At 61.4% G+C, this 19,521-nt stretch carries 18 protein-coding genes and 1 CRISPR repeat array; of the genes, 6 read left to right on the top strand and 12 right to left on the bottom strand.

The features are described 5' to 3' along the window. Positions 1-59 precede the first annotated feature (59 nt). The 5 genes from NW848_RS09235 to NW848_RS09215 all read right to left on the bottom strand — a co-directional run bounded on the left by NW848_RS09235 (position 60) and on the right by NW848_RS09215 (position 4,054). Positions 60-1,427 carry a hypothetical protein gene (locus tag NW848_RS09235; RefSeq protein WP_414510977.1) on the bottom strand — a complete coding sequence of 456 codons (1,368 nt, stop codon included), beginning with the start codon at positions 1,425-1,427 and terminating at the stop codon, positions 60-62. Positions 1,428-1,489: 62 nt separating this feature from the next. After that, positions 1,490-1,906, bottom strand: coding sequence for a cobalamin B12-binding domain-containing protein (locus NW848_RS09230; protein WP_414510976.1), 417 nt, complete (start codon positions 1,904-1,906; stop codon positions 1,490-1,492). A gap of 11 nt (positions 1,907-1,917) precedes the next feature. Beyond that, complete coding sequence (locus NW848_RS09225; RefSeq protein ID WP_414510975.1) at positions 1,918-2,844, bottom strand: macro domain-containing protein; 927 nt, start codon at positions 2,842-2,844, stop codon at positions 1,918-1,920. 20 nt (positions 2,845-2,864) lie between these two features. Continuing rightward, positions 2,865-3,464, bottom strand: a complete 600-nt coding sequence (locus tag NW848_RS09220; RefSeq protein WP_414510974.1) for a DUF4433 domain-containing protein — start codon at positions 3,462-3,464, stop codon at positions 2,865-2,867. 32 nt (positions 3,465-3,496) lie between these two features. Continuing rightward, a complete protein-coding gene (locus NW848_RS09215; RefSeq protein WP_414510973.1) occupies positions 3,497-4,054 on the bottom strand; it encodes a hypothetical protein in 558 nt (185 codons plus the stop codon). A gap of 477 nt (positions 4,055-4,531) precedes the next feature. On the opposite strand from NW848_RS09215, the gene NW848_RS09210 reads away from it, so the two are divergent. Continuing rightward, positions 4,532-4,807: a hypothetical protein gene (locus tag NW848_RS09210; protein ID WP_414510972.1), complete on the top strand. Its 276-nt coding sequence runs from the start codon at positions 4,532-4,534 to the stop codon at positions 4,805-4,807. Here the strand turns inward: NW848_RS09210 and dtd are convergent. The 4 genes from dtd to NW848_RS09190 all read right to left on the bottom strand — a co-directional run bounded on the left by dtd (position 4,798) and on the right by NW848_RS09190 (position 8,762). Beyond that, positions 4,798-5,262, bottom strand: a complete 465-nt coding sequence (gene dtd / locus NW848_RS09205) for a D-aminoacyl-tRNA deacylase (protein ID WP_414510971.1) — start codon at positions 5,260-5,262, stop codon at positions 4,798-4,800. The two genes, NW848_RS09210 and dtd, sit on opposite strands and share 10 nt — an antisense overlap. Beyond that, positions 5,237-7,453 (bottom strand): RelA/SpoT family protein, encoded by a 2,217-nt coding sequence (locus tag NW848_RS09200; RefSeq protein WP_414510970.1) that lies wholly within the window; start codon positions 7,451-7,453, stop codon positions 5,237-5,239. Before NW848_RS09200 ends, dtd begins: the two co-directional genes overlap by 26 nt. Before the next feature lies 1 nt (position 7,454). Beyond that, positions 7,455-7,901, bottom strand: coding sequence for a hypothetical protein (locus NW848_RS09195; RefSeq protein WP_414510969.1), 447 nt, complete (start codon positions 7,899-7,901; stop codon positions 7,455-7,457). A 102-nt stretch (positions 7,902-8,003) separates the two neighbouring features. Then, a complete protein-coding gene (locus NW848_RS09190) occupies positions 8,004-8,762 on the bottom strand; it encodes a WecB/TagA/CpsF family glycosyltransferase (RefSeq protein WP_414510968.1) in 759 nt (252 codons plus the stop codon). A gap of 74 nt (positions 8,763-8,836) precedes the next feature. On the opposite strand from NW848_RS09190, the gene NW848_RS09185 reads away from it, so the two are divergent. The 5 genes from NW848_RS09185 to NW848_RS09165 all read left to right on the top strand — a co-directional run bounded on the left by NW848_RS09185 (position 8,837) and on the right by NW848_RS09165 (position 12,759). Then, positions 8,837-10,609 (top strand): hypothetical protein, encoded by a 1,773-nt coding sequence (locus tag NW848_RS09185; RefSeq protein WP_414510967.1) that lies wholly within the window; start codon positions 8,837-8,839, stop codon positions 10,607-10,609. A 2-nt stretch (positions 10,610-10,611) separates the two neighbouring features. Further along, entirely contained in the window at positions 10,612-11,394 is a 783-nt protein-coding gene (locus NW848_RS09180) for a sugar phosphate isomerase/epimerase family protein (protein WP_414510966.1), read from the top strand. A gap of 53 nt (positions 11,395-11,447) precedes the next feature. Beyond that, the gene (locus tag NW848_RS09175) at positions 11,448-11,840 is read left to right on the top strand and encodes a hypothetical protein (protein WP_414510965.1); all 393 of its coding nucleotides are present in this window, start codon (positions 11,448-11,450) and stop codon (positions 11,838-11,840) included. Beyond that, entirely contained in the window at positions 11,837-12,193 is a 357-nt protein-coding gene (locus NW848_RS09170) for a winged helix-turn-helix transcriptional regulator (protein ID WP_414510964.1), read from the top strand. The genes NW848_RS09175 and NW848_RS09170 overlap by 4 nt, the downstream gene beginning before the upstream one ends. 68 nt (positions 12,194-12,261) lie before the next feature. Beyond that, the gene (locus tag NW848_RS09165) at positions 12,262-12,759 is read left to right on the top strand and encodes a cytochrome P460 family protein (RefSeq protein ID WP_414510963.1); all 498 of its coding nucleotides are present in this window, start codon (positions 12,262-12,264) and stop codon (positions 12,757-12,759) included. A gap of 34 nt (positions 12,760-12,793) precedes the next feature. Here the strand turns inward: NW848_RS09165 and NW848_RS09160 are convergent, their stop codons facing one another. From NW848_RS09160 to cas3, 3 genes are all read right to left on the bottom strand, one after another. Continuing rightward, the gene (locus NW848_RS09160; protein ID WP_414510962.1) at positions 12,794-14,173 is read right to left on the bottom strand and encodes a tryptophanase; all 1,380 of its coding nucleotides are present in this window, start codon (positions 14,171-14,173) and stop codon (positions 12,794-12,796) included. Positions 14,174-14,247: 74 nt separating this feature from the next. Next, on the bottom strand, positions 14,248-16,152 hold the full coding sequence (locus tag NW848_RS09155) for a hypothetical protein (RefSeq protein ID WP_414510961.1): 1,905 nt from the start codon (positions 16,150-16,152) through the stop codon (positions 14,248-14,250). Positions 16,153-16,371: 219 nt separating this feature from the next. Next, positions 16,372-18,525: a CRISPR-associated helicase Cas3' gene (gene cas3, locus NW848_RS09150; protein ID WP_414510960.1), complete on the bottom strand. Its 2,154-nt coding sequence runs from the start codon at positions 18,523-18,525 to the stop codon at positions 16,372-16,374. A gap of 87 nt (positions 18,526-18,612) precedes the next feature. Further along, positions 18,613-19,503: direct repeats of the CRISPR family, unit length 37 nt; unit sequence GTTTCAATCCTCACCCGCCCCTGGGGGCGGGTGCAAC. Positions 19,504-19,521 lie beyond the last annotated feature (18 nt).

The raw sequence follows: 19,521 nt of genomic DNA, 5'->3' as shown, positions 1-19,521 counted from the left end.
TTCGGCTCTTCTTCCGCGCGCGCTCGGGGCGGTTCCAAATCGGCTGGATGAGTCATCGCTCACAAGATTCGATGGAGTCGCAGATCGATTTCCGTGACGAAGCGGTTGATGATGTTGCGTGCGCCTGTTTGTGCGCCGCCGCCTCCGAAGCCGCCGCGTGCGCCGCTGGGCTGCCCGCCAGGTGCGCCCAGTCCTCCCACGCCAGGCGCGCCGAATCCGCCGCGCGGACCGCCGCGCATACCGCCTTCGTCATCTGCGCCGAAACCGCCCTGTCCGCGCCCAAAGCCTGGCGGCGCGCCGAAGCCCCCCGGACTGCCGAAGCCGCCGCCAAACTGCTCCTGACGCACTCGCCCCTCTAACTGGAGCGTGGTCTTGACGCGAATCACTTGCCCTAAGTCGTAGGCGAAGTAGACCTCGCGGCGAATAGAACTCTTGGGCTTGTCCAGTTCCACCCCGCCTACATCGATCGTGGTGGGGAGGTTGCCAGAGAACTCGTAGACAATCTTGGCGCATTTATAGCCCTGTTCCCACTCGAACCGTTCCAAGCGTGCCGCGACGGGGATTTGCCTACCGATTTCTCGGATTTCGCCTGAGCGTAGCGGATGGCTTAGGTCGATCGTTGCGCCCCAGCGGTCGCCCGGCTTGTAGCGGCGCGGCGGCAGCAAGGGAAGGTCGGTAACCCAGTAGTAATAGACCCCTGCCTGCTGCGAGTCGGCAACCAACGAAACCTGGTAGCGCACGCGCCCCGTCGTCTCCACCTCCTGGTATACAGGCGCCATTCGATCGGAGGTAATCACCTCTACCTGCCCACCCTGAATTCGGATAGCAGGCGGTACGGGAGTCCACGAGATGAGACCCAGATTCGACTGGAAGTCCAGCACCGAAAGGTCGCCCTTGAAGGAGATGTTCGCCAGAATTGTCTCCTCGGGGGCAAGCCCCGAATATTGAACCTCGTTGACCTCCTTAAACACGGCTTTCAGTTCGTAACGGTAGGTTTTCCCAGGCGTCCATCGGTAGCGTAGGAGGATGCCTTCGGCGGGCACTTTGATTTCGTTTTCGACTTGCACGCGCACGGAACTGCGTCCCAAGATGCGCGCCTGTTCGCCGCCTTCAGGGCTGTTGTAGAGGGTGAGTTCGATGGTATGCTCGCCGTCGGGCACATTCAGTTTTTTGGTGTCCCAGCGGTAGATATAATGCCCGCGCTCGCGGTCGGTGTCCAGCGCGGCGGGCGCAACGGCTTCCACAAATTTGCCGTTGATACTCACGCCGACGAATCCGCCTTGGGGCACGCTACGGATAGGAAATCGGACTTGCACCACCTCGCGCACGCGCGCGCCGTCTTGCGGGCGCACAATCGTGAACGGCGCTTGCGCGACCGCCGCCGCGCTCCAGAGCATCAGCAACCCAATCGCTGCACGCTTCATCATCAATGTCGCCTCCACCCCCTGATTGTACCCCATCGTCAGCAAGATTCCTGTCGCTGCGTCGTTCAGCCGACGGTTGCCTGCGCGCGTTCTGCCAGCATGCGCCGAATGTCAGCGACGAACTCCTCGATAAGCGTGCCGGGCGGGTAGACGCCTTTGACGCCCATTCGCTTAAGGGCTTCGGCGTCGTCGTCGGGGATGGTGCCCCCTGCAATCACCAGAATATCTTCTGCGTTGCGCTGTTTGAGGATTTCCAGCACCTTGGGGATAAGCGTCATGTGCGCGCCTGAGAGGATGCTAATCGCGATAATGTCGGCGTCCTCTTGGATGGCGATTTGCACGACATCTTCTGGGGTGCGGCGCAGTCCTGTGTAGATAACCTCGAAGCCTGCGTCGCGCAGGGCGCGAGCGACCACCTTGGCGCCCCGATCGTGTCCATCCAAGCCCACTTTGGCGACCACGATGCGCGGGATTTTCTCCATCGGGGGCAATTTTACCTGTTTGTGCGTTCGCGCTGGCGTTGCCATGCCGCTGTGAAGTAGCGGCGCGTGGTCGGATTCGAAAGGATGCGTTGCACATCATACACGGCTTGCAGCGCCGCCAAGCCATCGCACCCGTCGATGAGTTCAAGCATCCGCTCCGCACGCGCTCGCCATTCAGGGTTGGCTTCCAATACTTTCTGCGCCTGTTCGCGTTTTTCTGGGGAGCGGACGCCGAAAACAGGCGTCCTACCCAGTCGGTTTACATCCAGCAGTGAGGCGTCTACTAAACGCTTGATGAGTCTGCTCGGCGTCGTGCGCCGACGCCCCCGCTCGCTTTGGGAACGCGCGCTGCCATTCTCCAGCAGGAAGATTTCCGCTAAGAGCGCCACCTCCTCGCGCGTAGGTGCAGGGCTCATCTCGCTGTAGACCGCGATAAGGTTCACGAGGCACGCCTCTTCGGGCGACATTTGAGCGGGCGCGGGTTCGTAAACTAACACTTCCACATTCGGCAGCAACGCGAACGCCTGCTCAATCAGCAGTTTAACTTGCTCCCAGCGCAACCCGCCATTCCCGCAGCCCAGCGGCGGCAGCGCAATCGAGCGTATCCCATGCTGTTGCACCACGCGCACAAGGTCTTGCAACCCGCGCTCGATGTATTCCAGCTTAGACCTGCCGCGCCAGTGCCGCTTAGTGGGGAAGTTAATAATATATTGCGGCTGTAGGCTCTGTGTGGGGAACACCAACATCTTGCCGATTTGCACCTGCCCCTGCGCGCACGCTTGGCGATAGAACTCGTAGTTGGCGGGGAACCGCCTCTTGAACTCCAGCGCAATCCCTTTGCCCATCACGCCCTGCGTGTTCACTGTGTTCACCAGCGCTTCTGCATCCGAATTAAACAGACTACCTTGCAGAAACCGAATCACGCGCGTCGCCTCCACAGCTCATGATACCTCGATGCTCAGTAGTACCAGTCGCGTCGCACTTGGACAGGAGGCTGGTGCGCTGCGCTCGCTAAAACCTTACTTACTTGTGCAAGGCGCTCACGATTGAACACACCAATCTGCTCAATCAGCGTCCACTCCACCATCTGGTACACTAAGAACTCTGCTTGGCGTCGGCTTTTTCGGTCAGGACATTCGGGAGTGTCATTCCAGTAGAGCGACTGCATTACCTGCCAGTCCACATGGTGATTCAGCTGGTTCAGGTTGTTGCAGAAGCGTGGCGAAGAACTCAGAGGGTGGCGGTCGGTAAAGACAAACGACTTCCCCGCTTGTACAATTGTGTCAACAGTGGTCACCAGGTAGACGATTTCCGACTGTACGAGTCCCGTACCCACGTAGCCTGTGTGAACAGCGTAAAGCATCGGGGAGCGCGGGGCAAAATAAAACGGTACATAGTCGGCGATAACCCCATTCGGCGGCACGGGAACGAGCTTAGCTGCACGCTTCGCTTTAAGGTTTGTGTAAGCGATACTGCGCGCTTGGTGCGCCTGCGCCTGCTTGTCGCAGTAGAGACAACCCGTCCTGATGATGCTCGGTAAGTTCTGTACATGCGTCATGTGGTATAAAAGTATACTCATACGGCACTATGCTATCTATCTCTCCTATCAAGAGTTCCTGAGCGTTCCCACTCCCCGCTGCGCGCGATATGGGGCGTCGCGCTGCCTCGGTACGCCTCGAATCGGCTCAGCCACTGCCCCTGACAGAGCGCCGTGCCCCGCGCGCCCTCCATGAGGGTTTCGAACACCTCGCGCCCCGTTTCGTACTCGTTCTCTTTGCCGCTGGGTTCGCGCAGGCGCACATAGTAGACCAGTGGGTCAGGGTAGTCGCGCCAGTAGTAGATGGTCTCGCCTGTTTGCTTGTCGACGGCGGTGCAAGCGACCACATAGGCGTTTTCGAGGGTGCGCGGCTCGCCCCGAAAGCGGTTGCGGTGCTTCCATAAGCCGTATGCCGACACGCCGCCAACAATCACCATCCCGCCGAATAGGATGGCGTAGCCCGTGATGGCAATCAGCAGCAGCGACGAGTCGCCCCACTTGGCGAAGTTCACCACACCGCCCAGCGTGCACAGCCCCGCGACCAGCCCGCCGATGACCATCATCGCCAGCCCCAGCAAGATTAGCCCTGTCATCCCCTCGTAGCGCGGCATAGCACTTCACCAGCCTTTGCGATGCTGGCAGTAAGTGTACCCTCGCCGCCCTCTACGGCAGGAAGGGGGGGCGAATCTACCAGAGCAGATTCATGAGTTCCTCATAGTGAGGCGGTAGCAGGCCCGTGCCGCGCCAGCCGAGTAGACTGTCCGCCGCAGGCGCGCTGAAACCAGCTGAACCCCATGTCCGCGCGCCGAAGGTTGTCCACAGCGGCAGGATGTAGGTGGCGTTTGCGAACCCTCTCCCACGCAGTGGGAGAGGAGCTGGGGGTGAGGGCAAAAAAAGCATATTTACTCGGCGCGCAGTGAACCCCAGTAATGTACCCTTATCGAGAATGATGAGCATGGCAACCTCAAGTTCGTCTCCCCCTTCTCAGGAGTCGGGGCGCGCTTTCGAAAATAAGGGTAGATAACGATTCGAGGCGGCAGGAATCGTGGAAAGTATCCCGAAATTTCACCCACACAGGAGGTGCGACCATGTCCAACGGAAGTGGTGGTTCTAATGCGACCTTGATTCTGGTGCTGGGAATCTTGAGCATCGTGTGTCTCCCGATCTTGGGTCCTGTGGCGTGGATTATGGGCAATAAGGCGCTGCAGGAGCTGGATCAGGGCTTTGGCGACCCGAATTCACGCGGGTTGGTCGTCGCTGGACGCATTTTGGGTATCATCGGAACAGTGCTTCTTGTTCTGGGCTGTATTTACGTGATTTTTATGTTCGCGTTCTTCGGCACGATCTTTGCGACTCAGCAATGACCCTCTGCGTCGACGGGAGGCGTCTCCACAATCAGCGTTACGGGTCCGTCGTTTTGTAGGCGGACTTGCATAGATGCACCGTAGACGCCTGTTTGCACGGGGACGCCTTCCGCGCGGAGGTACTCGCAGAACTGGCGGTAGAGCGTTTCGCCCTGCTCGTAGGGGGCAGATTCGGCGAAGCTGGGGCGTCGCCCTTTGCGGCAGTCGCCGTACAGGGTGAAGTTGGAGACCACCAGCATCGCGCCGCCGATTTCCAGTACGGAGCGGTTCAGCTTGCCCGCTTCGTCCTCAAAGATGCGCAGGTGCGCGAATTTTTGGGCGAGCCAGCGTGCCTGCGACTCTGTATCAGACTGGTGAACCCCCAACAGCACGAGCGCGCCCTGCTCGATGCGCCCGACGATGCGTCCGTCCACCTCCACCTCCGCCCACCTAACTCGTTGCACGACGGCTCGCATCCTTGCTTTTCTCCTCCATCGGGCGGGAGACCGCCAGCACATCCTCGAGCGAAGCGAGCTTCTGCGTTATGGCGCGCAGCTCCTGGGCGCTGCGAATCTGCACCTGCATGTCTATCTGTGCCGTGAGGTTCGGCGTGCGCCGCACGCGCACATCGGCGATGTTGACGCCCGCCGTGCCCAGAATGGTGGTGATGTCCGCCAATACGCCTGGGCGATCCAGCGTCTCGAATCGCAGCGCGACAGGGTAGGTTTGGTCTTTTTGGGGCGACCATGTGATATGCATCACCCGTTCGGGTTCCTTCTCTTCGAGGGCGCGCAGGTTCGGGCAGGCGGCGCGATGGACGATAATCCCGCGCCCACGCGAGATGTAGCCGCGCAACTCGTCGCCTGGTAGCGGGTAGCAGCAGGTCGCGCGTCGGGTCATGTAGCCGTCCGCGTCTTCGATCTGCATCGCGCGCACTTCGCGTCCTGTCGCGCTGGGCGCAGGCGCTTCGGGGGTAGGGGCAGGGTGCGGCAGGCTTCTGAGGCGCTGCACAACCGCCTGCACGCTGGTCAAACCCTCGCCGATGCTTGCGTACAAATCGTCTTCCGCGCGGAAGTTCAACGCCTTCAGGATTTCGGGCAGCGCGTCGCGATAGGTTGTGAGGGGAATGCGCAGGCGCGCCAGCTCGCGTTCGAGGATGTCGCGCCCATGGGCGATAAACTCCGCGCGACGCGCCTCACGGAAGTAAGCGCGAATCTTGCTCCGCGCGCTGGAGGTGCGCACAATCCGCAGCCAGTCGTAGCTCGGTTGCGGCGTCTGGCGTGTGAGTATCTCCACCACATCGCCCGTGCGCAGCTTGTAATCCAGCGGCACGATACGCCCGTTCACCCGCGCGCCCGTGCAGCGATGCCCAATCTCCGTGTGAATGCGGTAGGCGAAGTCGATAGGCGTCGAGCCTTCAGGCAGGTCAATCAAGTCGCCTTTTGGAGTGAACACGAACACCTCGTCGGTCGCCATGTCACGGAAGACGCTGGTGAGAAACTCGAAATTGCTCTTGAAGTCGGTCAAATCGCGCAGTTGCTGCTGCAGGGAGGGGAGCTGGATGGGCTTCTGGTCGGTGCCCTCCTTGTAGCGCCAGTGCGCCGCCACGCCGTATTCGGCGACTTGGTGCATCTGCCAAGTGCGGATCTGGATTTCCAGCGTGCGCTCGTTGGGACCGATGACTTTGGTATGCAGCGACTGGTAGCCGTTCGGCTTGGGCGCGGCGATGTAGTCGTAGAACATCGAGGGGATGGGCTTCCAGAGTTCATGTACGATGCCCAGCGCCATGTAGCACTCTTCCACCGTGTCGGTCAGCACGCGCAGCGCAATCAGGTCATAGATTTGGCTGAAATCCAGCTGCTGTTGTTGCATCTTTCGGAAGATGCTCCACAGGTGTTTCGGGCGTCCCATCACATCGGCGCGTATGCCGCGCTCCCACAGCCGCTCCTTGAGCAGATGCACCAGTTGCAGTACCTCTTGCTGGCGTTCGGTGCGCGTTTGAGCCACCTTCTGACTGATGTCGCGGTACTGCTGCGGGTACAGGTACTTGAAGGCGAGGTCGTCCAGTTGCGACTTGATTTGGTAGATGCCCAAGCGGTGCGCGAGGGGGGCATAGACCTGCATGGTCTCCGTTGCGATTTGCACCTGCTTTTCGCGGGGCAGCGCGTCCAGCGTCTGCATGTTATGCAGGCGGTCGGCAAGCTTGATGACCATCACGCGCAGGTCCTCGGCGACGGCGACCAGCAGCTTGCGCAAGTTGTCGGCGGTCTTGGCGATGCTCATGCGCCGTCGGCTCGCCTCGTTGAAGATTTCCAGCTTGCGCTCGGAGTGGTGCAGCTTGCTGACCCCCTCCACCAGTTGGCGCACCGTCGCTCCGAAGCGTCGCTCCAACTCTTCGGGAGCGGTTGCTGTGTCTTCCAGCACATCGTGCAGCAGTCCTGCAATAACGGTGTTGACCCCCATCTGCAGGTCTGCCAAGATGTGTGCGACGGCGAGCGGGTGCGTGATGTATGGCTCCCCGCTTTTGCGTTTTTGCCCGTGATGGCGCTCCTCGGCGAACAGGTATGCCTCCACGAGGCGCGAGGTATCGGCGTCGGGCGCGTAGTCCCGAACCTTCTCAATCAGCGATTCGACCTGCTCAGGAAGTTCGTAATCCAGCGTCTGCATGCTACATCACGCGCATCACATCGATGTCGCGCTCATCGTCGCTGATGGGCGGGAGGGTCTGCAGCAGGCGTAGCTGCGCCTGTATCGATTCCTCGTCGCGGGCGAAGATGGGGTCGCCATTCTCGGTCGCCATCTGCCAGAGCATTGCGTCGCGCGGGGTAATCAGCATCAGGTCCAGGTAGTAGTCGGGGCTGACAATCGGGAGCAGGCGCGCCGCGAGTTGGCGCATGGTCTCCAGTTTGTCCTCGTGGGCGAGCGATTCGTCGAGCCACACGCCGAAGGTCGCGTCGCTTTGCATCACGCCTTCCGCGCGCACGGTGAACGCCAGCACCACCTCCACCGCCGCCATCTGCTCGAACACACTGACCAGCATCGGCACTCGCTCCGCAGGAATCGGCTCACGCCCCTCAGGACGCGGATCGTCCAAAAAACTGCGTTCGTCAGTCATGGTGAAAGGTCTCCGCAGGTAGTATACCTAAATTACGCGATTCGCGGCAGCGCGTTTGCAATTGCCCGTTCAGGTGTTGCTACCACATCGCCGATTCCTGCCTCAGCCTCGCGCGCGCAGCACGCGCCAGGCGAATCGAGGCAGGTTGCGCACCTTTTTGATTTTGCGTGGGTCTTGCATCAGTCGCCAGAGCCACTCGCCGCCGACGCGCTGGAGCCATTTGGGAGCGCGTTTGACCACCCCGCCGTACACATCGAAGCTGCCGCCGACGCCAATCATCACGGGCGCGCCGAGCCGATGCCGATGTCGCCACGCCCACTTCTCTTGGCGCGGCATGCCCATCCCGACCAGCAGCACATCGGGTCGCGCGGCGGCAATCTGGGCGACGATTGCAGGCTCATCGGCAGGGGTGAAGTAGCCGTGCTGCACGCCGACAATCTGCGCGTTGGGGTAGCAGGCGAGCAGGTTCTGCGCAGCGCGTTCCGCAACGCCAGGCGCCGCGCCCAGCAGGTAGAGCCGATAGCCCTTCTCGTGGCTCAGGCGCGTCAGATGCTCCACCAAGTCCACGCCCGACACGCGCTCTGGGAACGGCTGCCTCAGCCGCCTGCCCGCCCACAGCAGTCCGAAACCGTCAGGCGTTACCAGCGCGGCGCACTCCAAGAGAGCGCGAAACTCGGCGTCTTCCTGCGCAATCAGCACCGCGTTCGCATCGGCGGTAATCACCAGGCTCGGCTCCGCGCGGCGTATCAGCCCCTCGATGCACTCGAGCGTTTCGTCCATGCCGACGCGATGCACGCGCACGCCCAAAATCCGCGCCTCTTGCAACGGGGTCGCCCGCTCCTCCTGCAACACACGCTCCATCCGTCATGAAGATACCCGCTCGGCGTGCAAATGTGCTATAATAGAGCAGGGCGCGCCCCGAAAGGAGTTTGCCTATGCGAACGATTAGCGGAGTGATAGCGGGTTTTGTTTTGACGATGACAGTCTATGGGCAGGCGTTTGTCCATCAGAAGTTAGGTGAGGGCTTTACGCAGATTGGCAAGGGCATCCTCACGGAGAGCGGGTTGCCGTTCTGGTCGGCGGTCGCGTCAGGCAACAACTTGGACATCTTCAAGACTACAGGTAATAACAACTTTACTGCCTCTATCTTGGGGAGCAACCGCCTTGCTTCTCCAGTCGCGTACCATCCGACGGCGGGGCTGCTCTGGGAAGGGCAAGGGAGCGTGTTAGGGAGCGGCAACGCCGATGTGTTTGTAGAGACGACCAATGTCAGCGCGTCGGTGCTGGGGTCAGGGCGCACGGCGTTCGGCTTCGGGTTCACCAGCGCGGGGCAGCCTGTGTGGTACGGCGCGGGCAGCGCGAACAGCAATAACTTGGACATCTTTCTCGACAGCACGAACCTGACCGCTACGGTGCTGGGGAGCGGCTCGCGCGACGGCGTGCCGATGGCGTTAGTCAACGATCGGTTGCTCTGGGACGGTGCAGGACCTAATCTGGGTGTCAACCGCGATGTGTTCCGAACCGACTTGAACACGCTTGCTACAACGAACATTTCTCAGTCGCCGCTGGGCAGCAACCGTTTCGCGGTGGCTGCCGCGCTCAATAGCAACGGCGACGCGGTCTGGCACGGCAGCGGTTCCGCCACAGGCGACTACAACGATGTGTTCTTCAACAGCACGAATGTTAGCTTCCCCGTAATCGGCGGGGGCAACCTCAACAACCCACGCGATGCGGTCGCCTACGATGTGAGCGGGAACAACCTCATCTGGCAGGGGCGCAGTGCCGCCACGGGGCAGTTCTTCGACTCGTTCGTGACCACTATCAGCGGCGGCACGGTGAACATGAGCCAGTCCGTTCTGGGCGCAGGGCGCGAGAGCCAGCCCGTTGATGTGGAGGGTGCGTCCGTGCTTTGGAACGGCTTCGGCGACAATGTGGGCAACTACGATGTGTTCGTCACCCGTCCGGGCGTGACGCGCAACCTGAGCCAGCTGCAATTCGGCGGCGGCAACACGGCTGGCGTGCGGGAAGGGTATGGAATCGGCGTGTTCTCCAACGGCAACGCCTTCTGGCTCGGCAAGCACAGCTCCACGAACGCGAAGGTACACCTGTTCCACTACCGATGGAGCAGCAACAGTAGCACGAACCTCGTGCAGGAGGCGGTAAACCGCGACGCGGACGCTGTCTACCTCGCTCACAACAGCGCGGAACAGGTGCTATGGGCAGTCCCCACCAGCAGTGGTGCTTACGAGGTCTACCTCTCCACGCCGAACATCCCAACCACCTTGCAGGGCACGGTGACTATCCCAGGTTTCGCGGGCAACACGAACCAGATTGTGCTTACTATCCGCCAAAGAGACCCCTACACGGGGAATGTGGCAGCAACCCACACGGGCAACATGAACAGCGGCTTCACCTACTCGATTGCGGTAACGCCCGGCTTATACGATGAACTTCGGATTACTGCGCCGCGCTGCCTGGCGCGAAATATCCCCGGACTGCGCCGCTTGCTCGGCACGACGACAGTGGACTTCAGCCTGACGCTCGGCGATGTGAACGGCGATAACATCATCGACGATGCCGACTTGCTGGTGGTGCTGTTCGAGTTCGGAAACAGCACGAATGCGCCCGCCGATGTGAACGGCGATGGCATCGTGGACGATGCGGATCTGCTGACTGTGTTGTTCAACTTCGGCGCGCAGGGAGACTAACGATGCGCCTCAGCTGCGCCGCCTACTCCTTCCGAGAGGCTCTGACCAAGCGGGAGATGAGCCTCTCGGACTTTATCCGCCTCTGTGCCGAGCTGGGGCTGGACGGCGTCGAGCTGACAGGCTACTATTTTCCCGACACGAATCGCGCCACACTGAATGCTCTCAAGCGCGAATGCTTCCGCTACGGGCTGGCGATTTCGGGCACGGCGACACGCAACCACTTCACCCATCCCGACGCAGACTTTCGCAAGGCGGAGGTCGAGAAGGTCAAGCAGTGGGTGGACATCGCCGTCGCGCTCGGCGCGCCAATGCTGCGCATCTTTGCCGATCAGGGAATCCCGCGAGGCTATTCGGAGTCACAGGCGTATGAATGGTCGCGCGCCTGCATCGAGCAGGCGTTGCCCTATGCGGAGGCGCAAGGCGTTGTGCTGGCGCTGGAGACGCACTGGGGGCTGACCGCCGACGCCGAACGCACCCTGCGCTTCATCCGCGACCTCAAAAGCGACTACTTCGGCATCCTGCTGGACGGCGCGAACACCCGCGAGAACCACTACGAGATGATCGAGAAACTCGCCCCCCACGCCGTGAGCGTCCACGCCAAGACCCACGCGCGCAACGCCCGCGACGAGTTTTTCGAGCTGGACTACGAGCGCATTTTTCGCATCCTCAAAGCGGCGGGCTACAAGGGCTATGTCGCCATCGAGTACGAATACACGGAGCCTGCCGCGCCCGCCGTGAGCCGATTCGCCAAAAAGCTCCTCGCCCTGCGCGACCGAATGCGCTAAAATCGGCAGGAGTTTCTTCGTTCAGAGCGAACCCTTTCCACAGGAGGGCAATTATGCGAGCGTTGACAATACTGGCGACGATAGCGCTGTTATGCGTAGGGATACTGGCGCAGCAGAAACCCGCGCCAACCCCTATCAAGACGACCGTCGCCGCGTTGATTGAGAACCCAGACAAGTTCCATCGCAAGATGGTGCAGGTGGAGGGCGAGGTGGACGACCTGAAAAAGAAGACCTCGCGCATCGGCAACCCCTACACTACTTTCAAGCTCGATAGCGGCGGCAAGCAGGTGGTGGTCTTCTCTTACGGACACCTCAACATTCGGGAGGACGACGCCGTGGTCGTCGTGGGCAAATTCTACAAGGAGCGGCGCGTTGGGCGCAGCACCTTCAAAAACGAAATCGACGCGAGCCAGAAAGAGGGGGGAAGCGTACGAAAAAAAGAGTGATACCAACGAGCGATGACTACCGCCAGCAGGAAGCGTTCCACCGCTTGACCGACATCCTACGGTGCAAGTGGACAGTGGCGGTGCTGGACGCGCTGGGACGGGGAATCAACCGCCCTGGGCAGCTTTTGCGCACCTTGCCAGGACTGACGACGAAGGTATTGTACGAGCGCGTCCATAAACTGGAGCGATACGGCTTAGTGGAACGCCGAGCGTATCCCGAAATCCCCCCGCGCGTCGAGTACGAGCTAACAGAGCGCGGGCAGCGGCTCATCCAACTGATTCGGCAGATGCGGGCGTTCGCCCAAGAGTGGGTCGATGAAGCCGACGAAGAGGCAACCCTTACCGAAAGGTGAATACTTTCTTTTCGGTAAGCCTCTTGCGTCGCGATACGCCCATCAGGTAGAAATCCTTGCAGGAGGTAATGACCATGCGAGGATTTCTCATCGGAACCGCGTTATGCATCGTGTTAGGCGTGGCGGCGTTCGCAGGGCAGTCCAAAGCGCCAACGCCTGATAAACTGCCCGCAGGGTGGCGGAACTGGACTCACATCACGACGGGCGTTATTTACAGCGAGAAGCATCCGCTTTTCGGCGCGTTTGGCGGCGTACACCACATCTACGCCAACGCGGCGGCAGCGGAAGTCTATCGCAAGAACGGCAATAAGTATCCCGACGGCAGCCAGATTGTATTCGTACTGTACGAAGCGAAGGATGCCGACGGGATGTATGTCGCGGGCAAGAAGAAGGTCACTGCGCTAATGGTCAAGGATAGCCGCAAGTACCGTCAATCGGGCGGCTGGGGCTGGCAAGCGTGGGACGCCAACGGCAAGGCAATCGTTTCAGACCCCGTCGGGCAGTGCATGGGCTGCCACCAGTCGTCGCCGAACCGCGACTTGGTGATTAGCAAGTGGACGCCGTAGTGCGTGAATCGGGGCGGCGGCGCACCGTCGCCCCCTACAACGGCTCAAAGTGGCAACTGAAGTGGCGTAGAAACGGCGTCTGCCAAGTGATGCGGTAGCCGCGAAGCTGCTCGCGACGCCGATAGACCTCCAGAATCACCTCCACCACATAGTCCACATGGCTTTGGGTGTAGACGCGGCGGGGGATGGCGAGGCGCACCAGCTCGCGCGGGGCAGGCTGTTCCGCGCCCGTTTCGGCGTCACGCTGCGCGAACATCACGGAGCCAATCTCGCAACTGCGCACCCCACCCAGCCGATAGAGTTCCACCACCACCGACTGCCCTGGATACTGCAGCGGCGGGATGTGGGGCAGCATGCGTCCCGCGTCGATGTAGATGGCGTGTCCGCCCGGCGGCTGCACAATCGGCACGCCCTCCCGCGCGATATGCTCGCCCAAGTAGCTGGTGGAACGGATGCGGTACTGCAGGTAATGCTCGTCCAGCACTTCGCGCAGCCCGATTGCCATCGCTTCCAAATCGCGCCCCGCCAGCCCGCCGTAGGTGGGGAAGCCTTCGGTGAGAATCAGCAACTCGCGTTCCTGCTGGGCGAGCGCGTCGTCGTTCGTGCAGAGGAAGCCGCCGATGTTCGCCAAGCCGTCCTTTTTTGCGGACATCGTGCAACCGTCGGCGTAGGAGAACATCTCGCGGGCAATCTCCAGCGGCGTCTTGTCGGCGTAGCCTGGCTCGCGATGCTTGATGAAGTAGGCATTCTCGGCAAAGCGGCAGGCGTCGATATAAAACGGGATGCCGTGCTTGCGGCAGATTTGGCTCACGGCGCGGATGTTCGCCATCGAAGCGGGCTGCCCGCCCCCTGAGTTGTTGGTGAGCGTCATCATCACCAGCGGGATGTTCTCCGCGCCCACTTCGGCAATCAGCCGCTCCAGCGCGTCGGTGTCCATGTTGCCCTTGAAGGGGTGAGGCGTCGCGGTGTCGCTCAGTTCAGGGCAGGGGAGGTCTACCGCGCGCCCGCCAAGATATTCGATATTCGCCCGCGTGGTGTCAAAATGGGTGTTGTTCGGAATCACGCAGCCTGGCTTGCACACCAGCGAGAACAGAATCCGCTCCGCCGCGCGCCCCTGATGCACAGGAATCACATGCCGAAAGCCGAAAATCTCGCGTACCGTCTCCTCGAAAAAGTAGTAACTGCGGCTGCCTGCATACGATTCGTCGCCGCGCATCACGCCCGCCCACTGCTCGGAACTCATCGCCGAAGTGCCCGAATCGGTGAGCAGGTCAATTATCACATCGTCGGCGCGCACGAGAAAAAGGTTATAATGGGCGTCGCACAAGATGGCTTCCCGCTCCGCCTGCGTCGTAAGGCGTATCGGTTCGACGACCTTGATGCGAAATGGCTCGATAATGGTTCGAAAGGTCATCTGTCAGAGGGATGATACCCGCTTGCGACGCGCACTGCAAGTGCATCCCCCCGACAGATGTGTTCAAACCGCCTTCACCACTCCAGCACGCTTACGGACATCGGCGCGAATCGGTAGGTGATTCTGTCGCCGCGGCTGCTGATGGTGCGCACGCCCAGCGACTCACTGCGCGTGCTGTCCTGGGCTGCCGAGTAGAAGCGCACCGTGACTTGGCTGCCTGCGCGTAGCCCCTGCAATCGAATCTCGGCGTCTACGGACGTGCTGCGCATCTTGTTGACGACCATGATTCTGCCCTTGCCGTTGGGCGTGCGCACGGCATACACGGCGAGCATCGGATTGCTACTGACGCCGCGCACAAGGATGTCGCCTGGCTTAGCGAAGCGCATTATCAGCTGCGCCGCGAAGAAGGTCGGGTACGGCGTGTTCAGCGGGTCGCCCACGCCCGACGGATAGCCCGACGCCACTATCCCGTAGTCGCCCCAGTTGCGCCAGCCATACAGGATGGGCGAGTTGTTGTTATTCACTTCGGTGGAGTTATGCAAATCCCACCAAGCGTAGGCATCTGCGCCTGCCAAAATCGCTCGCGCCCACGAATCCGCCATATAGAGCGCGTTCACCATGCTGGTGGTCTGCTTGCCTGGGTTGTAGGCGACTGAGTTGTTCTCGGTGACGAAAATCGGCACAGTGTCGCCCGTCGCGCCCAGATAGTCGCGTAGAATCTGGCGCGTGCGGGAGATGATTTCGTCCCAAGTGCGTGGGTCATCCAGCAGGAAGGCGTCGTCCTCGCGTCCGGGCAGTTGCGGGTAGATGTGGATATCGAAAAAGTCGGGCATGACGCCGAGGCTGTTCAGCCGATTCAGCAGCACGGGCGTCCAGCCGTTGTGCGATTGCCCCGTGCGCGGGTTCGTGACGCTAAAGCGCTGGGGGAACTCGTGTTCGTTCGGCACGCCGACCACGCCGACCTTGATCGTGGGGTCTACGCCCTTCATGCGCGTGATAGCATCCTGCGTGAAATAGGCGTAGGTGTGCGCGTCGTGTCGGTGGGGGTGCGTGTCGTATTCCCATGAGCCGTAGTTCTCGTTGCCGATGGTCCAGTAGCGCACCCTGCCGTTGCGCTGGATGTTGGCGTACTGCACCCAGTCGGCGGCTTCTTGGGGCGTGCCTGAGCCGTAGTTGATGGTGATATTCTTCTCCGCGCCGACTTCGTTCGCCACGCTCAGAAAACCGTCCGTGTTCGTGCCGTAGGTTCCTCCATAACGGCGATTGCTATTATTGCGCCAGTCGTACTCGTTGGAAATCGAGCCGCCGGGATAGCGCATCATCCCAAAGCCTACCTGCCGCAACAACTGGCGGCGTTCGGGCGTGGTCAGATACCAGTCCCAGCAAGCGACATTGATGCCGCGCATCGGCTGGGTAATCGTGCGCCCTGTCGCATTGAAGTTGACCGTCACCGTCGCGCGGTTGCTGACATTCGCTCGCAGGAACCGAATATCGTCGATGTAGAAGGTGGGCACGCTCTGCCCCGAAAACTCGCGGAAGTGGATGCCCGTGATGCGGTCGCCTGGATTGACACCCAGTGCGCTCAGTGGAACCTGCACGCGCGTCCACTGGTTCGCAGGCAGGCTGCTGGCAAAATTAGAGACGGGCACCAGCGGACGGTCTACGCCGTCCACCTCCGCACGGATATGGAAACGCGGGTTGCCCGCGCTGCCCCCATGCACCCAGAACTCCAAATGCGTAAAGCCGTCCACCACAAAACCGCCTGGGTTTTTGAAAAAGATGGACGACCACGGGTAGAAGTCCACGCGAATCGAGCGTTGCCCCGTGCGCACAGGGTTCGTGTTCTGCATATCTCGGTTCGCCCACGACCAGTCTTCCCAGCGTCCTGCTGGGTAATCGCGATAAACGGCAGGATGTGCAAAATCGTCGGCATTCGCGCCTGCCATCAAGCCCGCTAACAACACGATGTACCAGCGCATCGTCTATCTCCTTCCTTGAAACGGTTCAAGGCACACTCTATTATAGCACAGGTGAGACGCGGGCGCGCGCAGCGTAAGGGCGTCGTGGAGGGTAAAATCTGTAAAGATTGCTGGAGGGGAACCGTTGAGCATAGTAAGGGAGGAGAGGGTACGGGAGTGGGGGGATTCAGCCTGCTCGCCGTTTTTATAAAGTCTGGTACGGCGATTGGTATGAGAAGCCTACCCGCTAACCACAAGGTCTGCTGGATCCATCTCCGCGCGGATGCCCCTCTGTGAGTCGTATGCCCCCTCATAGAGCGCGACGCCCAGCGTCGGGTCGTCTTGAATCAGCCCTTGCTGGCGCAGCGCATCTGCCTCGCGCCGATAGAGGTTCACTGTGTAGGCGTGCAGCCGTTGTCGCCAGATTCGGGGCAGCATGCCCCCCGCCTGCACTATCGCGCGCCCCTGCTGCAACAGCGCGTTCACGGCGTCGGGATTGTGCCCCATCACAACTACAGGGCAAGTATCGTCCCGTATGAGGCGGTACTTCTGCGCGACGGTTTCGAACTGGAAGCGCTGACGCGCCTGCTGAATATCCTCGCGGTCGAGCCGCACCCCCTGATAGAGCCGCTCGAAGTAGTCGCGGTAGGTGTCGGGCTGATGCAGGTCGGCGTTCGGCTGTTGGAGGCTGATACGCGCCTCATCCGTGCCAGTGCGGTACGCGCCGCGCGGGCTGCTGCCCTGCGCCAGGTCGAACACAATCACCTCGCCGCGCGGAAGCCGTCCCTCACGGTTGCACCGCCCCGCCGCCTGAACAATCCGATCCAGCGGTCCGACGGCGCGCATCACGACGGGAAAGTCCAAGTCCACCCCCGCTTCCACCACCTGCGTGGCGACCAGTCGGCACGGCTCGCCATGCTCCAGCCGACGCTTGACCTCCGCCAGCACTTCTCGCCGATGCGCAGGGCACAGCAGCGTGGAGAGGTGGAAGACGCTTGGCATCACATGCGGGTGTCGCTGGCGCAGCGCGTCTATCGTCGCCAGCGCGTCTTTGCGCGTGTTCAGCACGACCATCACCTGCTCCTGCGCAGCGATTTCGTCCGCCAGCCAGCCGTAATTGCGCGGCGTGAGGTCTACATGGTAGTTCACGCGCTTGAGCGTCTGGAAGTGCTGCGCGGGGTTGGCGACCACCTGCACGGGCGAGTTGACGAATTGGATTTGTCCGAGCGCGGGCTGTGTCGCTGTGCTAAGCAGCACCGTCGCGCCGTAGTCGTCGATGAGTTGCTGCAAGGCATGCACCGTCGGCTCCAGCAGCTCAATCGGTATTGTTTGCGCCTCGTCCAGCACAATCACGCTGCGCGCCAGCCGATGCACTTTGCGACAGCGCGACGGCAGGTTCGAAAACAGGCTCTCGAACAGCTGCACGAAGGTGGTCACAATCAGCGGGGCGTCCCAGTTCTCGCTGAGCAGGCGGTGTCGCTCCAGCGCGGTTTCGCTCAGGTCATCCACCTCCAGCGCGCTGTGATGCTCCAGCACAAAATTGTTGCCCAGAATCTGGCGGTACACTTCGGCGGTCTGGTCGATGATGCTGGTGTAGGGCAGCGCGACGATGACCCGTTCCAGTTCGTTGGCGAGCGCGTGCTTCAAGGCGAAGGCGAGCAGGGCGCGCGTTTTGCCTGCGCCTGTCGGCGCGGTGAGCGCGTACAGCCCAGGCTTGCCCGACGCTGCCTGTAGCGCGTCTTTGTAGACCGCTCGGCGCACAGCGTTCACGGGTGTCGGCGGCGCACTGGCGAGCAGGGCGTTCTGGTTCTGCACGAACTGTTGCCACAGGGCGTGTAGGTTGTACCCCTGCGGGCGTTGCGCGGCGCGTTGCGGGTCGAAGTGCGCCTCCGTGTCCAGAAAGTCGGCGTCCACCAAGCACGAGAAGAGCATCCGAACCAGCATCTCCGCCTGTAACGGGTCGTTGTGCCGCAGCCACGGGGGGAACTGCACCTGCGCAGGCGCGAGCGCGGGCATCGCCTGCAACGCGGGTTGCTCGGCTTGGGGCAGATCGGCGACTTGCTGCAGGCGCGCCTTCAAATCCGACAAGTCGGGCATCCCCGCGTGGTGTCCCATGATAGGGAAGGCGAGCAGCGGGCAGTGGCGCGCGGCATAGGCTGCCCCGTAGCGGGCGTGCGGGTGCGGCTGAGCGCGTGTGCCCTGCGCGCACGCCTGCAGGTACGCCTGAAACTGCGGGTGGAACTTGCCCATATCGTGCCACAGCCCCGCATAGTACGCCAACTCGCCCGCGCCGAACCGCTCGGCAAACGCGCGCGCCAGCTCTGCCGTCGCCTGCAGGTGCGCCTGCAACTCGTGCCACTGACCTGCACTGTTGGGAGTATGGGCGTAGGGCACGCGGCGATTATACCCCGATGCGCCGACCCGCCCCTGGGGGCGGGTGCAACATCCGCCGACAGGCGGATGCGCTGGAAGCTCGCGTCCGTTTCAATCCTCACCCGCCCCTGGGGGCGGGTGCAACCCGCTGGAAAGGGATCTTGGGCGACATCAGCCTGGATGTTTCAATCCTCACCCGCCCCTGGGGGCGGGTGCAACTTGGAGCAGTTTCTGCAGGACCCGGAGAACACGCTCAGCCGTTTCAATCCTCACCCGCCCCTGGGGGCGGGTGCAACATACGCGCTACACGATAGAAATAACGGAATACGCAGGTTTCAATCCTCACCCGCCCCTGGGGGCGGGTGCAACGCAACAGATCCTCAGCAACCTGGGCATCAATGACCTGGTTTCAATCCTCACCCGCCCCTGGGGGCGGGTGCAACGCGATGGTATCCGCCGCTCAAGGCGTGGGTGTTCGCCCCTGTTTCAATCCTCACCCGCCCCTGGGGGCGGGTGCAACCTATTAGATGTTGGAGACTTTTATGGCGGTTTGCCAGTTTCAATCCTCACCCGCCCGTGGGGGCGGGTGCAACTCCAGCACGCACGCATCTGGACACAACTGCTGATTGTTTCAATCCTCACCCGCCCCTGGGGGCGGGTGCAACGCCGAGGCTATCCTATTAGGAAAAGTACCCGACGCGTTTCAATCCTCACCCGCCCCTGGGGGCGGGTGCAACGGCTGGAAGAGAAGCGAGCTTGTGAAATCGAGCTGTTTCAATCCTCACCCGCCCCCAGGGGCGGGTGCAACCGTTATGTACCATGTTAACAACCGTTATGTACCATGTTAATTAACAACCGTTATGTACCATGTTAACAAGCCCTTTGGATGTGTTTCAATCCTCACCCGCCCCTGGGGGCGGGTGCAACATGAGCAGTATCGCCCCAAGCGCAATCAAGTGTGCGTTTCAATCCTCACCCGCCCCTGGGGGCGGGTGCAACCAGCTCACAGTCCTGAGC

The sequence above is a fragment of the Synechococcus sp. RC10A2 genome (genome assembly GCF_047502605.1).
This window is presented reverse-complemented; position numbering and strand designations above follow the sequence as displayed.

Coding starts and splice junctions, on each gene's coding strand:
- NW848_RS09235 (WP_414510977.1), bottom strand. CDS start 1,427: ATGATGAAGCGTGCAGCGATTGGGTTGCTGATGCTCTGGAGCGCGGCG.
- NW848_RS09230 (WP_414510976.1), bottom strand. CDS start 1,906: ATGGAGAAAATCCCGCGCATCGTGGTCGCCAAAGTGGGCTTGGATGGA.
- NW848_RS09220 (WP_414510974.1), bottom strand. CDS start 3,464: ATGACGCATGTACAGAACTTACCGAGCATCATCAGGACGGGTTGTCTC.
- NW848_RS09215 (WP_414510973.1), bottom strand. CDS start 4,054: ATGCCGCGCTACGAGGGGATGACAGGGCTAATCTTGCTGGGGCTGGCG.
- NW848_RS09210 (WP_414510972.1), top strand. CDS start 4,532: ATGTCCAACGGAAGTGGTGGTTCTAATGCGACCTTGATTCTGGTGCTG.
- dtd (WP_414510971.1), bottom strand. CDS start 5,262: ATGCGAGCCGTCGTGCAACGAGTTAGGTGGGCGGAGGTGGAGGTGGAC.
- NW848_RS09200 (WP_414510970.1), bottom strand. CDS start 7,453: ATGCAGACGCTGGATTACGAACTTCCTGAGCAGGTCGAATCGCTGATT.
- NW848_RS09195 (WP_414510969.1), bottom strand. CDS start 7,901: ATGACTGACGAACGCAGTTTTTTGGACGATCCGCGTCCTGAGGGGCGT.
- NW848_RS09190 (WP_414510968.1), bottom strand. CDS start 8,762: ATGGAGCGTGTGTTGCAGGAGGAGCGGGCGACCCCGTTGCAAGAGGCG.
- NW848_RS09185 (WP_414510967.1), top strand. CDS start 8,837: ATGCGAACGATTAGCGGAGTGATAGCGGGTTTTGTTTTGACGATGACA.
- NW848_RS09180 (WP_414510966.1), top strand. CDS start 10,612: ATGCGCCTCAGCTGCGCCGCCTACTCCTTCCGAGAGGCTCTGACCAAG.
- NW848_RS09175 (WP_414510965.1), top strand. CDS start 11,448: ATGCGAGCGTTGACAATACTGGCGACGATAGCGCTGTTATGCGTAGGG.
- NW848_RS09165 (WP_414510963.1), top strand. CDS start 12,262: ATGACCATGCGAGGATTTCTCATCGGAACCGCGTTATGCATCGTGTTA.
- NW848_RS09160 (WP_414510962.1), bottom strand. CDS start 14,173: ATGACCTTTCGAACCATTATCGAGCCATTTCGCATCAAGGTCGTCGAA.
- NW848_RS09155 (WP_414510961.1), bottom strand. CDS start 16,152: ATGCGCTGGTACATCGTGTTGTTAGCGGGCTTGATGGCAGGCGCGAAT.